At 74.3% G+C, this 13223-nt stretch carries 11 protein-coding genes; 4 read left to right on the forward strand and 7 right to left on the reverse strand.

Going from position 1 to position 13223, the window contains the following annotated elements; translation table 11 throughout:
• Positions 1-146 precede the first annotated feature (146 nt).
• Positions 147-968 carry an SGNH/GDSL hydrolase family protein gene (locus GPA10_RS33940; protein WP_058852288.1) on the forward strand — a complete coding sequence of 274 codons (822 nt, stop codon included), beginning with the start codon at positions 147-149 and terminating at the stop codon, positions 966-968.
• A 7-nt stretch (positions 969-975) separates the two neighbouring features.
• Here the strand turns inward: GPA10_RS33940 and GPA10_RS33945 are convergent, their stop codons facing one another.
• The 4 genes from GPA10_RS33945 to GPA10_RS33960 form a co-directional block, all read right to left on the reverse strand.
• On the reverse strand, positions 976-2643 hold the full coding sequence (locus GPA10_RS33945; RefSeq protein WP_157168846.1) for a serine/threonine-protein kinase: 1668 nt from the start codon (positions 2641-2643) through the stop codon (positions 976-978).
• A gap of 108 nt (positions 2644-2751) precedes the next feature.
• Positions 2752-4335 (reverse strand): HoxN/HupN/NixA family nickel/cobalt transporter, encoded by a 1584-nt coding sequence (locus GPA10_RS33950; protein WP_157168801.1) that lies wholly within the window; start codon positions 4333-4335, stop codon positions 2752-2754.
• Positions 4332-5828 (reverse strand): tetratricopeptide repeat protein, encoded by a 1497-nt coding sequence (locus GPA10_RS33955; protein ID WP_246260285.1) that lies wholly within the window; start codon positions 5826-5828, stop codon positions 4332-4334. Before GPA10_RS33955 ends, GPA10_RS33950 begins: the two co-directional genes overlap by 4 nt.
• A 1-nt stretch (position 5829) precedes the next feature.
• A complete protein-coding gene (locus tag GPA10_RS33960; protein WP_157168802.1) occupies positions 5830-7413 on the reverse strand; it encodes a DUF4331 domain-containing protein in 1584 nt (527 codons plus the stop codon).
• A gap of 306 nt (positions 7414-7719) precedes the next feature.
• Here GPA10_RS33960 and GPA10_RS33965 point away from each other — a divergent pair, with 306 nt between their 5' ends.
• The 3 genes from GPA10_RS33965 (at position 7720) to GPA10_RS33975 (ending at position 9496) form a co-directional block, all read left to right on the forward strand.
• Positions 7720-8262 (forward strand): sigma-70 family RNA polymerase sigma factor, encoded by a 543-nt coding sequence (locus GPA10_RS33965; protein ID WP_058852290.1) that lies wholly within the window; start codon positions 7720-7722, stop codon positions 8260-8262.
• Positions 8259-9107: an anti-sigma factor gene (locus tag GPA10_RS33970; RefSeq protein WP_157168803.1), complete on the forward strand. Its 849-nt coding sequence runs from the start codon at positions 8259-8261 to the stop codon at positions 9105-9107. Before GPA10_RS33965 ends, GPA10_RS33970 begins: the two co-directional genes overlap by 4 nt.
• 116 nt (positions 9108-9223) lie before the next feature.
• Complete coding sequence (locus GPA10_RS33975) at positions 9224-9496, forward strand: hypothetical protein (protein ID WP_030560169.1); 273 nt, start codon at positions 9224-9226, stop codon at positions 9494-9496.
• 203 nt (positions 9497-9699) lie between these two features.
• On the opposite strand, the gene GPA10_RS33980 is transcribed toward GPA10_RS33975, so the two are convergent.
• The 3 genes from GPA10_RS33980 to hmgA all read right to left on the reverse strand — a co-directional run bounded on the left by GPA10_RS33980 (position 9700) and on the right by hmgA (position 13087).
• A complete protein-coding gene (locus tag GPA10_RS33980; protein ID WP_157168804.1) occupies positions 9700-10908 on the reverse strand; it encodes a type ISP restriction/modification enzyme in 1209 nt (402 codons plus the stop codon).
• Positions 10909-10933: 25 nt separating this feature from the next.
• Entirely contained in the window at positions 10934-11683 is a 750-nt protein-coding gene (locus tag GPA10_RS33985; protein WP_058852292.1) for a GntR family transcriptional regulator, read from the reverse strand.
• 66 nt (positions 11684-11749) lie between these two features.
• Entirely contained in the window at positions 11750-13087 is a 1338-nt protein-coding gene (hmgA, locus tag GPA10_RS33990) for a homogentisate 1,2-dioxygenase (protein ID WP_157168805.1), read from the reverse strand.
• Positions 13088-13223: the final 136 nt, after the last annotated feature.

Genomic DNA, 13223 nt, shown 5'->3' on the forward strand with positions numbered 1-13223 from the left:
GATGTTCGTTGTCGGACTGTGGTCCGATCAATGAACTCCTCTGGTGGGCAAGGGAATTACTGAAGAATTAATTGACATGGACACCGCCCGTGGGCTCGGGTGCGTGCTACCACTGTCGAGGCAGAAATCCTGCTAAGGGAGGTTTCATGAGATTGTCCCGCTTCACGTCATATGCTTCCTCGCTCCTCCTTGCCGCCGCCTGCACTCTCACCGGAGTGGGCGCGGCGCACGCGGATTCCCGCGACGAGAGGGCCGCGGCACCCGCCTATGTGGCTCTCGGCGACTCCTACTCCTCCGGTGTCGGCGCCGGCAGCTACGACAGCGGCAGCGGCTCCTGCAAACGCAGCACCCGCGCCTACCCGGCCCTGTGGGCCGCCCAGAACGCCCCCGCCAGCTTCAGCTTCACCGCGTGTTCCGGCGCGCGCACCGGCGACGTCCTCGCGAACCAGCTCGGCCCCCTGAACTCCGGCACCGGCCTGGTGTCCGTCAGCGTCGGCGGCAACGACGCGGGCTTCGCCGACGTGATGACGACCTGCGTGCTCCAGTCCGAGTCCGCCTGCGTCAACCGCGTCAACCAGGCGAAGGCGTACGTCGACTCGACCCTGCCCGGCCAGCTCGACCGGGTCTACTCGGCCATCGAGAGCAAGGCGCCGTCCGCGCGCGTGGTGGTGCTCGGCTACCCGCGCTTCTACAAGCTGGGAGGCAGCTGCCTCGCCGGCCTGAGCGAGGGGGAGCGCCGCGCCATCAACGGCGCCGCCGACCACCTCAACACCGCCACCGCCAAGCGCGCCGCCGACCACGGCTTCACCTTCGGCGACGTCACCTCCACCTTCACCGGACACGAGATCTGCTCCGGCGACTCGTGGCTGCACAGCGTCAACTGGGGCGACATCGGCGAGTCGTACCACCCGACCGCCGCGGGCCAGTCCGGCGGCTATCTGCCCGTCTTCCGCGGCGCCGCATCCTGAGGGGGCGTCACTGCTCGTAAGGCGACGAGGAGCCCCCGCCGGTCGTGGGCTCCTCCTCGTCCTCGCAGGTCACGGTGTAGGCGACGGAGTTCGACGTGACGGCCGCCGGGCTCCGGACCTCGACGCGGACACTGCCGCGGTAGGTACCGGGATCCGCCCAGGACGGCGCCTCGTCGTGCTGGGCGTCCTTGTTCCTGCCGCCTCCCGCCGGGAACGACAGGGACTTCCACGCCGGATCGCTGGACCCGCCCGCGGCGACGAGCCAGCGGTACTGCACGGTCGCGGGCACCCGCCCCACGGTGAAACGGGCCGTGAACGACGGCGCCGCCGCGGCCGGGACCGGGCACGGTCCGGTGTACGAGGTGCGGTGGCCGGTGACGGTGACGTGCACGGACTGGGGGGTGCTGTTGCCGCCGTTCCCGCCGTCGCCGCCGCCGTTCCCGCCGCCGCCGTCTCCGCCGCCGTTCCCGCCGGTGGCTCCGCCGCCGGTGGCACCGCCGTTCGTGCCGCCGCTGTCGCCGTTGCCGCCGCCGGAGCCGTTCCCGCCGTCGCCGCCGCCCGAGCCGCCGCCGCTTCCGCCCGAGTCGTTTCCGCCGCTGTCGTTGCCGCCGCTCCCGCCGCCGCTGTCGTTGTTGGTGCCGTTCCTGCCGTCGCCGCCCGAGTCGTCGTTCATCAGGGCGTACGTGATGCCGCCGATGGCCAGGGCCAGGACGGTGAGGCCGGCGACGATCGCCGCGCGGGCGCGCCGCCGACGGGCCTCGGACGTCCCCGGCGCCGCTGTCGTGGTCGTGTCGGGGGAGGGAGCGGTCGGGGCGGCGGAGCGCAGCCCGGCGGGCGGGAGCGGTGGGGTGTGCTCGGGCTGCCGGTGTGCGGTGACGGTCGGCTGGTAGGCCGGCGACGAGGCCGTGTCCGCCTGCGGCGGGCGGCCCTCGGCCACCAGGCGCAGATCGCGCTCGGTGTCCGCCGCGAGCGAGCGCTCCGCCGGGTCCTTGCGCAGCAGCCCCTCGATGACCGGGGTCAGCGGCCCCGCGTTCCGCGGCGGCGGCAACTCCTCGTCGACGACCGCGCGCAGCGTGCTCAGCGGTGTGTTCTGCCGGAACGGCGAGACGCCCTCCACGGCCGCGTACAGGAGCACACCGAGGGACCACAGGTCGGACTCGGGGCCGGGCCGCCGCCCCATCGCCCGCTCGGGCGCGAGGAACTCGGGCGAGCCGACGACCTCGCCGGTCATGGTGAGGGCCGAACTGCCCTCCACCATCGCGATCCCGAAGTCCGTGAGCACCACCCGGCCGTCATTGGCCAGGAGTACGTTGCCGGGCTTGACGTCCCGGTGCAGGATCCCCGCGTCGTGCGCGGCCCGCAGCGCCCCGAGGACCTCCGCGCCCACGTACGCGGCCCGCCGCGGGGACATCGGGCCCTCGGACTCCAGGACGTCCGACAGGGACAGACCGCGCACCAGCTCCATCACGATCCACGGCCGGTCCTCGTCCAGGGCGACGTCGTACACCGTCACCACATTGCGGTGCGGGATACGGGCGGCCGCCCAGGCCTCGCGCTCCAGGCGGGCGTAGAGCCGCTCGACCTCGCTCGCCGGGAGCCCGGCGGGCGCGCGCACCTCCTTGACGGCGACCTCGCGGCCGAGGACGTCGTCCATGGCACGCCACACGGTGCCCATGCCCCCTTCGCCGAGCGGGGCGAGGAGGCGGTAGCGCCCCGCGATCACTCGTGCTTCGTCGGTCACGAGGGCCCCCTTCGCAGCCGTGCGATTCTCCACAAAAGTAGCTCAACCGAGTGCGGTTGCGGCCCCCTTGAACACCAATCCGCACCCAAGGGCGAACACGACGCACGCGGAGCCGAGGGGAGCGAGGCGGCGCGCGAGCCCGGCCAGGCGCCGCCCCCGTGCCCGCCGCGCCGTCAGCCGCCGCCCGGCCGCCGCGGTGACCCGCGAGCCGAGCCGCACGACGAGGAACCCCGCCGCCGTCAGGGTCAGGGCGAGCCCCGCCCCGTACGCGAGGACGAGGAGCAGCCCGAACCAGGCCTCGCCGAGCGCGGCGGCGCCGACGAGCACCACCACGGCGGAGGGACTGGGCACCAGACCACCGGCGAAGCCGAGGAAGAGGGTGCCGCGGAGGGTGGGGCGCTCGGGGTGGGTGTGGGGGTGTCCGTGCCCGTGGGTGTGCCCGCGCCCATGCGTGTGGCCGTGCCCGTGCGTGTGGCCGTGGTCGTGGCTGTGCCCGTGGGGACGGGGGTGGCCGTGGTCGTGACCATGGGTGTGGGCATGGCCGTGGGTGTGCCCGTGTCCGTGGCCGCCGTGCTTGCGGTGGCGCCAGGCCCTGCGGAGCAGCAGGGCGCCCGCGCCCGTGACGAGGAGACCGCTGGCGACGCCCAGCCACGCCACGATCGAGGGCGCCGCCGCCGAACCGCCCGCCACGAGCAGCCCCAGGGCGACGACCCCCAGGGTGTGCGTCACCGTGACGGACGCCGCGAGCGGCAGGACGTCCCGCAGCGACGCGGTGCCGCGGGCCGCGGCCGTCGCGGCCATCAGGGTCTTGCCGTGCCCCGGGGCGAGCGCGTGCAGGGCGCCGAGCAACAGCGCGGTGACCAGCGCGACGGCGGCGAACCCCCAGGTCAGGTCGTGCCGGGCCACGAGCCCTGTGAGCGCGTCGGTGGCCGCGGCGGGCAGCGCGGAGGCGGGCGGTGCCGGCTCCTCGCCGAGGGCGGGGCCGCCCGGCCGCGCGCGCACGGTGGCGGTGGTGGTGTCCGGCGGGGACGAGGCGCGGTCCTTCGGGTAGCGGGTGAGCTGCCGGGAGGCGGACGTGGTGGGCACGTCGCTGTCGGTGAGGGTCATGCGGTCGCCGCGGGCGGTGATCTCACGCCACCCCGGAGCCGCCTGCGCCGGAGCCCGATAGGCCAACTCGACGCGCCCCGCCCCCTCCCCGGGGAGCCGGGCGTCGAAGCGGCACTCCACGCGCACGGTGGGGAGCCCCGCCTGACCGGGCCGCACCTGGGCCCGCGCGGTACCCGGCGTGAGCCGCACGGGCTCCCCGCCGAGCCGCACCCGCGCGCTGCCGGCCGCCCGGCGGCAGCGCTCGGCCGCCCACGCCTCCTTCCCCTCGCGTCGGATCGCGGGCTTCGCCTGCGTGCCGGGGATCTCCGCGAGGTCCTCCACGTGGTCGACGCGCAGGCGGCCCGGGGCGAGGGTGAGCGCGTCGTGCTGGTTCACGGTGAAGTTGCCGAGAGGGTGGGCGGCGGCACCCGCGGCGGGCAGCGCGAGGGCAGCGCCGACACCGAGCAGCACGACGGCCGCAAGCCGCCGCGCCCACCGCCACCGGGCACCCCGCGCGGGTCGGCGTCGGCGCCCGGTCATCCCAGCTCCTTCTGAAGCCTGACCGCGTCCCGCGCGCCCACGGGGGAGAAGCCGGGATTGAGGTCGAGGGCGGCCCGCAGCCAGTGCCGTGCCGCCCGCGTGGAGCCCGCGCGGTGCTCGATCACGGCACGGTGGTAGAAGAACGGCGCCTCACGGAACCCCGTGGCCGTGGCGCGCCGGGCGTACCGCAGGGCCTCCTTGTCGCGTCCCGCCCCGTGCAGGGCCCAGGCCAGGGCGTCCGCCGTGTGCACGGTGTGCCGCCGCCCCCACTCGGCGCGGGCCGCGGCGAGGGCCGTCGTCCGGTCGCCGTGGTCCGCCGCGGCGAGCGCGGTGTCCAGATCGGCGTTCACCCCGTTCGCGCGGGCCAGCTCGGTCCACGCCGTGATCAGCGCGTACTGCTCGCGCGACCGCTCCCGGTCCCCGCGCACCTCGTACAGTTCCCCGAGCGTCACCAAATGTCCGGGCAGCGGCTGGCGGGCGACGACCACGCGCAGGTCCGCCACGGCGGCGGCGGTCTCGCCCCGCGCGGCGCGCACCCGCCCCCGGGTCTCCAGGGCGGGTACGTACGCGGGCTCGGCCCGCAGCGCGACGGCGCACCGCCGGGCCGCCTCCACGTAGTGGCCCTGCCGCCAAGCGAGCTGGGCGAGCGCTGTCGCGACGTACGCGATGTCGTCGGGCTCCCGTGCGGAGCCCAGCGCGCGTTCGAGGGCGGCGCGCGCTCCGGTGACGTCCCCCCGCAGCTCCCGTACGTACGCGTACCGCGTGAAGACCGGGATGCCCGGCCTGCGCGCGTCCGCGGTGCGGGCCGCCCGCAACGCCCGGTCGTAGGAGCCGAGTTCGACGAGGGCGTCGATACGGGAGGCGAGGGCCCGTTCGTTGTAGGCGTTCGCGGCGAGGGCACGGTCGGCGTACCGCAGCGCGCCCGTGAAGTCGTGCCGGGCCGCGGCGAGCGCGGCGCGCCCGGCGAGCGCGCCGTCGTACCCCGGCCGGAGCCGCAGCGCCCGGCCGAGGGCCCGGTCGGCCTCGGCGTAGCGCGTCGGGTCGGCGTGCGTCCGCGCCTGCTCCACGTACGCCGAGCCGAGCGCGGCCCACGACCTGAAGTCCCGCGGGGACTCCCGCACCCGGTCGCGCAGCACGGTCACCCCCCGGTCGAGGTCGCCCGCGGGCAGCCCGTCCGGCGCCGCCGGGTACCGGAGCGGCGGGGCGGCCGTCGTCGACGGCCGCCCCTTGTCTCCCGCACCGCCGACGATCACCGCGGTCGCGGTCAGCGTGACCGCGAGGGCGACGACGACGCCGAGGCGACGCACGGTCGGCCCGCCGCTCCGTGACCCGCCGCTCTGCGGTCCGCCGCTCCGTGCCCCGCTGCCTTGCGGCCCGCGCGTGGCGGACCGTTCGGCGCGCTGCCGCCGTCCGCCCGTGACGAGCCGGACGACGTCGCCCGCCCGCGCCGGGGTGGGCGCGGAGGCGTCCGTGTGCCGTCGGCGGTGCGTCATGTCAGACTCCCCCCGTTCCGGCGGCACGCCCCCGGACGGTCCGGCCGGGACCGCGGGTGCGCCACCAGGCGAAGCCGAGGCCCATGAGCAGCACTCCGGCGCCACCGGCCGCGATCGACGCGAGCAGCACGGTGTCGTCGGTGCCGTTCCCGTCGTCCACGGGCGCGGCGCCGCCGTTCAGCATGTTGCGCTCGCCGGGACCCGACTGGGAACCCGAGCCCTTCTCGGCGACCTGGCCGCGCGAGCCCGACGTGGGCAGGGCCAGGTACGGGAAGGCCTTCCCGAAGGGCCGGTCGTTGACGTCGACCGCGTCGCCCAGATCGTTCTTCTGGCCGACGAGTTCGCCCTGGACGACCTGGAGCGAGATGTCGACGACGTCGTCGCTCAGCCGCCGCCCGTTGGGATAGCCCCCGTTGTCGCCGTCCAGGACGCCGAGCCGCTTCGGTGCCGCGGTCGGCTTCGTGGAGGTGTCGAGCCGCAGCTCCTCCGCGGCCCGCCCGTTCGGCGGCTGGTTGAGGCCCTTCACGCCGGTCAGGAACACCGACACCAGGTCCTTGCGGTCCTCCGCGGGTGCCTTGATCTTGTACTGGTCCTCGATCAGCTTCGGCAGCTCGGGCTTGTTGACGTACTTCGCGAAGTCCGCGTCGTTCCACGGCGAGGACGCGTTGAACTTGTCCTTGTCCTTGATCGGGACGACGAGCTCGTTCACCAGCGGCGACCCGAGCCGGGAGACCTGCGTCCACTTGCCGTCCGCGTTGCGCCGGTCGGTGGTCGACCAGACGCCCACGACGGGCTGGTCCGCCGACTGCCGCAGCGTGGCCGACGGCACCTGGAGGGCGATGGAGTTGACGTTGTACCCGGCGAGGGTGTCCCGGCCCACCTCCGAGAGGTCGCCCCCGTACAGCTGGTTGAAGACCCGCAGATCCAGGAAGAACGGGTCGTCGGCCTGGCCGGCGAACGCGGTGTTGCCGCCGGGCAGCTTGCGCACCGCCTGGTCGCGCAGCTTGGCGTAGTTCGGCATCGACGCCTTGCCGACGTTCGACGGCGCGATCGGGAGGTTGTCGGCGACCTTCGTCGTGGACACCACCCGCTGCTCCTTCAGCTTGAGCAGGTCGATGTCGTACGTCTGGGTCACATTGAGGTCGGGGTCGTCCAGGCTCGTCACCGGGCCGGTGTTGTAGCGGTAGGTGTTGCCGTTCCTCGTCCTGGTGTCGAACGTCCAGCGGTAGAGCAGGTCGCCCTGCCCGTCGCCGTCGTTGTCGATGTGGATGTCGTAGCGGCCGTCCTCGGGGAACGGGTAGAAGGTCGGTCCGCCCGCGGGCTCCTCGAACGGCACCCAGTTCGCGACGAGGGTCGTCGTGTCCGGCCGGTCGGGGCTGACGAAGGCGTACACATCGGTGTTGTCGTACTCCGGCTGCCCCGAGATGAGCGGGGCCTCCCGGTGGCTGGAAGCGTGGGCCGCTTCCGGTTCGAGCGTGCTGGTACCGGCGGCTGCGAGCCCCCCGGCGGCCAGCGCGCCGCACACGAGCCCGGTGAGCGTGCGGATCCTCCGCCGTCCCGCCCGGCTCCTTGCGACTGCTGTCATCGCGTCCGTCCTCACGGTCGTGGTGCGGCCGCGCGACATCCGCGCGATCCGCCTGACGCACGCCATTCGGTGCCGGGGCGCACCCGGATTGGTGCGGATCCGCCCGCGGACCGACGGGGGTACGCACGCACTTCGGCGGTGGTGTACACGCAGTTCGGCGGTGGTGTACACGGACGCGGGGCCCCGCCGTATTGGATTGCACCAATCCCGTCCGGGGGCTCGCACAGGCCCGCCCCCGCGTCCAGAATTGGCGCCCGTGAGCGGGACCGCGGGGGAGCGGTACCGCCCGGGGGGAAGGGGGACGCTGTGGACGCCGACGATCTGCTGCCACGGGTGGCCCAGGGGGACCAGCAGGCCTTCGAGGAGCTGTACGGACTGGTGTCGGGTCCGGTGTACGGGCTCGTCCAGCGGGTCCTGCGCGACCGCTCCCAGTCGGAGGAGGTCGCCCAGGAGGTGCTCCTCGAACTCTGGCGCACCGCCGCCCGCTACGACCCGCGGCGCGGCACCGCCCTCTCCTGGATCCTCACCCTCGCCCACCGCAGGGCCGTCGACCGGGTGCGCAGCGTCCGCGCGGCCGGTGAGCGGGAGCGGCGCGTGGCCCAGCGCGCCGAGCCGCCCGCGTTCGACCAGGTCGCCGAGGAGGTCGAGGACAGCCTGGAGCGGGAGTGGGTGCGCCGCTGCCTGGAGCGCCTCACCGACCTCCAGCACCAGGCCGTGACGCTCGCCTACTACGACGGCTACACCTACCGCGAGGTCGCCCGGCGCCTTTCCGTACCGCTCGGCACCGTCAAGACGCGGATGCGGGACGGGCTGCTGCGCCTGCGCGACTGCCTGGGCGCCGTCGCATGAGACCGAGGGGCGGCCGGCTCAGCCGGATCCGGGAGTACGCGGGCGGTCTGCGCGTCGGCCGCGGCCTGCACTCGCTGGCCGTGCCGTACGCACTCGACGCCCTCGACCCGGCGGAGACACGCCGCTTCGAGGGGCATCTGGAGCGCTGTCCGCGCTGCACCGACGAGGTGCGCGCGCTCGCCGCCGACACCGTGCGCCTGGCGCGGGCCGCGTCCGTGCCGGCGCCGCCGGATCTGCGGGAGCGGATCCTGGCCGCCGTGCGCGCCACCGAACAGGAGGCGCCGGAGCCGGGACCGGACGCGGTACGGGGCCCGGGGCAGGCGCCTGTGCCGGGAGCGCGGGACGGGCGGAGCGCCCCGGCGCGTGGGCGTGCACCCGTTCTTGTCGCGCTCGCCGCTTCCGCCGCGGTGCTCGCCATGGTCGCGGCCGGTCTGCTCGCTTTCGCCCTGGTCCGTACCGATGAACGGCTCGACGAGGAGCGGGCCGCCGCACGTGAGATCGCCCACGTCCTCGCCGCGCCCGACGCCCGCGCGGCCGAGGCGCGGGACCCGCGCGGGCGCGGCCTCGGCGTCGTCGCCTCGCGGGAGCGGCGACAGGCCGTGGTGACCGCCGCCGGTCTCGGTGGGCCGCCCGAGGGGCGGGCGCACCAACTGTGGGTGACGCGCGCCGGGGCGGCGCCCCGCTCGCTCGGGCTCGTCGACGGCGAAACGCCCGTCGTCGCGCACGATCTGCGCACCGACGCGGAATCACTCGCTGTGACCGTCGAACCGGCCGGTGGCTCGGTGCGGCCTACAACTGCCCCGGTTGTCCAACTCGCCCTGAATTCAGTTGGATTCGGAGAGTAATCGTCAACCTCCTTGCGGGGAAGGTGAATCCTGCGACCGGGATACACGAGTGTCATGGTGGGGCGATAGGGTTAACCTGCCCTGGGCCGGGTGCCCTCGTACGGGTGGGGAGTGACATGGAACAGATAACAGTGCGCAGCAGGGCGAGGGTCCCTGCGATCACTTGTGGGAGCGGCGCGAGCAGTTCGCGACTCGACCGTCATCTCTCGGTGCTGGGCGGCCCCGCCGTCCCGCAGCGCGAGGCGGCCGAGGCGACGCTGCTGATGCGCGAGCTCACCTCGCGTGACGTCGCGCACGACCGCAGCGGCGGGAGGCGTGCCCGGGTCCGCCGGGTGTCGCTGTTCGCACCGCTGCGGAGGTTGCGGCGCTCGCTGTTCGGCAACCACTAGTTTCTGGCGGGGGCGCCCTCGGCTCGTTCCTGGCGTGGGCGCCGCCCCCCTTTTTCTTTTCCCACCCACCCACCCTTTTTCGGGCGGGCGCCCAGCCGCCCCACCTTCGTTCCAGGCATGGCGGGCCCAGCCGCCCCACCCTGTTCCAGGCCTGTGCGGCCCAGTCGCCCCGTCTTCGTTCCAGGCCTGTGCCCTGCCGCACGTCACAGCAGTGCGAACTGGCCCCCGGGCCCCTCCTCGTGATGGTCGAGCACGGACGCGGGACGGCGGGCCCACTCCGGCGCGGGCAGCACCCCGGCGGCCCGCAGCTCCGCCCCGGTGATCGAACCGCCGTCGCCCGCGGCGAACGGCTCCTCCTCGGCGAGGAGCGCGAGCACCGTGATCAGTTCGAGGAGCTGGGACGTCCAGCTCTGAGGCCAGACGCTGGGACGGATGGCCTCCAGAGTGCCCGGCTCCGCGGCGGCCACGCGCCGGTCGAACCAGAGCTCTAGCACCCGGACCCCGCTCACCCGGAAGTCCCAGGCCCCCGCGGGCACCGGCGAGACGATCCCGCCGTCCCCCACCAGGAGCGCCTCGTCGTCGGGCGCGTACGTGAGCACGTCGGGCCGTGCCGGCAGCGGCGAGCGGACATAGGGCCGCCGCCCGCCCGGCAGCCGGGGCCGCTCCCCGCCCGCGCCGCGCAGATGCAGCCACTTCAGGCGCCGCCCCGCGGCCACCCCCCGCGCCCACGTCCCGGCGTCGGCGGGCAGCGGCACCACGCAGCCCGCGGCCGAGGCACGCGCGGCGGCGAGGACCCACGCGAGGACGTCGTTGGCGGTGACGTCGGTGCCGTACGCGGCCGCGAGGAACGGCAGCAGGCCGGGCGCCAGGTTGGGTTCGGCGCCGCCGGGGCGCCGGAACAGCGGGCGGATCCGGCCGGGCCTGCCCGCGGGCGAGCGTCCGTCGGGGAGCACGGTGGACGCCAGCACCGGGGGGCCCGAGGAGCCCGCCGTACCCGCGTCGGCGACGTACCCCTGCTCGGTCAGGAAGAGCTGGCCCGCGCCGAGGACCCGCCACAGCTCGGCCCGTGCCACGTCGATGAGCCGGTGGTCGGGGATGAGCCACTGCTCGTCGAAGGGCCCGTGCAGCACCCGGACGGGCTCGGGGCACGGCCCCGCCGCGCGGGCGAGCGGCTCCGTGGCCCCGTCGAAGCCCGGCAGCTGCGCGACGGCCGTGTGCAGGGTGCGCGCCCGGGTGGGCCCGAACAGCGCCTCGCGCCCTGCGCCGTCGGCGCGGACGAACGCGTCCCACCGCGCCTTCAGGGACGCGGCGTCGGGGCCCATCGGCCACCCGCGGCCCGGCCTGAGCGGCGCGACGGACCACGGCATGAGATCCGCGAGCAGCGGCGCTTCGTCGTGCGTCACGCCCGGCATCGTACGACGGCCCGGCGAACCGCCATCAGGTCGCGTCCAGGGTGACGGTGAAGGAGAACCGGTCACCCCGGTAGTGGATCCGCACCACGTCCAGGGCCCGGCCCCGGTCGTCGTAGGTGATGCCGGTGTAATGCAGGATCGGGCTCAGCAGCGGCACTTGGAGGAGGCGGGCCGTCTCCGGGTCGGCGAGGCGGGCCTCCACGGTGTCGGTGATGCGGGAGATCTCCACGCCCACCACGTCCCGCAGGACCTTCGTCATCGGCCACCGCTCCAGGGCGGCGGGGTCGACGCGGTCCGCGAGGTCGGGGCGGATGTGGTTGCGGGCGTGGTTGGTGGGCTCGCCCGTCTTGGCGTCGCTGCGCAGCCGGTGGTACGTGGCGACCCGGTCCACGTCCGGGAAGTACTCGGCGAGTTCGGCGGGCACCGGCTCCTGCCCCTGCGACAGGAGCTCGGTGTCCATGCCGGACTGCTGGGCCACGATCGCGTCGACGGAGCCAAGGAGCCGCACCGGCGACCCGCGCTGCACCCCGGGCTCGATGAACGTGCCGCGTCTGCGGTGCCTGCTGATCAGGCCCTCGTCCTCCAGCTCCTTGAGGGCCTGCCGCATGGTGAGCACGCTGACGCCGTAGTGCCCCGCCAGCTGCTCCTCGGTGGGCAGGCGCAGCGGGGCGTCCGGCGACCGGCCCAGTATCGAGGCGCGCAGCGACTGCGACACCTGATACCACAGGGGCAGCTTTCGGTTCAGGACGATCGAGTCCGGGGCGAAAGCTGTCACGTGCGACTCCGTACGTTCACGGCGACACTCATGCGGTGACGCGGGCTGCGGCCAAGAGCAGGGGTCCTACGGCCGGAAATGACGCTCAAGACCCTGCCACACGTCGTCGTAGCCGCGCTGCAGGTGGTCGGCGTCCGCCGCCTGTCCGGTGGCCGTGACCGGCCAGCGGGTCTCGAACATGAACGCCAGGCCGTCGTCGATCTTCTGCGGCTTCAGCTCGGCGGCGCTCGCCTTCTCGAAGGTGTCCCGGTCCGGGCCGTGCGCCGACATCATGTTGTGCAGCGAGCCGCCGCCCGGCACGAAGCCCTCCGCCTTGGCGTCGTACGCGCCCTCGATCAGGCCCATGTACTCGCTCATCACGTTGCGGTGGAAGTACGGCGGCCGGAAGGTGTCCTCGCCGACCAGCCAGCGCGGCGCGAACACCACGAAGTCGACGCCCGCGAGGCCCGGGGTGTCCGAGGGCGAGGTGAGCACCGTGAAGATCGACGGGTCCGGGTGGTCGTACGAGATGGAGCCGATGACGTTGAAGCGGCGCAGGTCGTACACGTACGGGACGTGGTTGCCGTGCCAGGCGACGACGTCGAGCGGCGAGTGGTCGTAGGTGGCCGACCAGAGGTTGCCGCAGAACTTGTTGACGACCTCGACCGGCCCCGCGGCGTCCGCGTCGTCCTCGTACGCGGCGACGGGAGCCTTGAAGTCCCGTGCGTTCGCGAGGCCGTTGGCGCCGATCGGGCCGAGGTCGGGGAGCTGGAAGGGCGCGCCGTAGTTCTCGCAGACGTAGCCGCGGGCGCTCTCGTCGAGCAGTTCGACGCGGAAGCGGACGCCGCGCGGGATCAGGGCGACATGGCCGGGCTCGGCGTGCAGGAGCCCGAACTCGGTGCGCAGGAGCAGGCCGCCGTGCTCGGGCACGATCAGGAGTTCGCCGTCGGCGTCGCTGAACACCCGGTCCGTCATGGAGGAGTTGGCGTGGTACAGGTGGACCGCCATGCCCGTGCGCTGCGTCGCGTCGCCGTTGCCGCCGAGGGTCCACAGGCCCGCGAGCCAGTCCGTGCCGGGCGCGGGCTGCGGCAGCGGGTTCCAGCGCAGCCGGTTGGGGTCCGGGACCCGCTCCGTGAAGGGGGCCGTGCGGATCGCGCCGTTGTCGACGCGCGTGAACGCCGGGTGGGCCGCGGAGGGCCGGATGCGATACAGCCAGGAGCGGCGGTTGTGGGCGCGCGGCTCGGTGAACGCGGTGCCGCTGAGCTGCTCCGCGTACAGCCCGAGGGGGGCGCGCTGGGGGGAGTTGCGGCCGTCCGGCAGGGCGCCGGGCAGGGCCTCCGAGCTGTGCTCGTTGCCGAAGCCGGAGAGGTAGCTCAGGCCTTCGGCGGTCTTGCGTGCGTCGTTGCTCGGGTGGTCCCCGCTCATCACAGCTCCCTCGGCTCCCGGTCAGTGAGGCCTGACCCCGGGGGCCGGGCCCCGAGGCCCGACCCTGATTCCTATGGAACACCGTAGGATTCACTTTTTCCTCGCGCAAGAGGATCGATGAAACGTGAACGGTGCT

The organism is Streptomyces typhae (assembly GCF_009755605.1).
Lineage (GTDB): Bacteria > Actinomycetota > Actinomycetes > Streptomycetales > Streptomycetaceae > Streptomyces > Streptomyces typhae.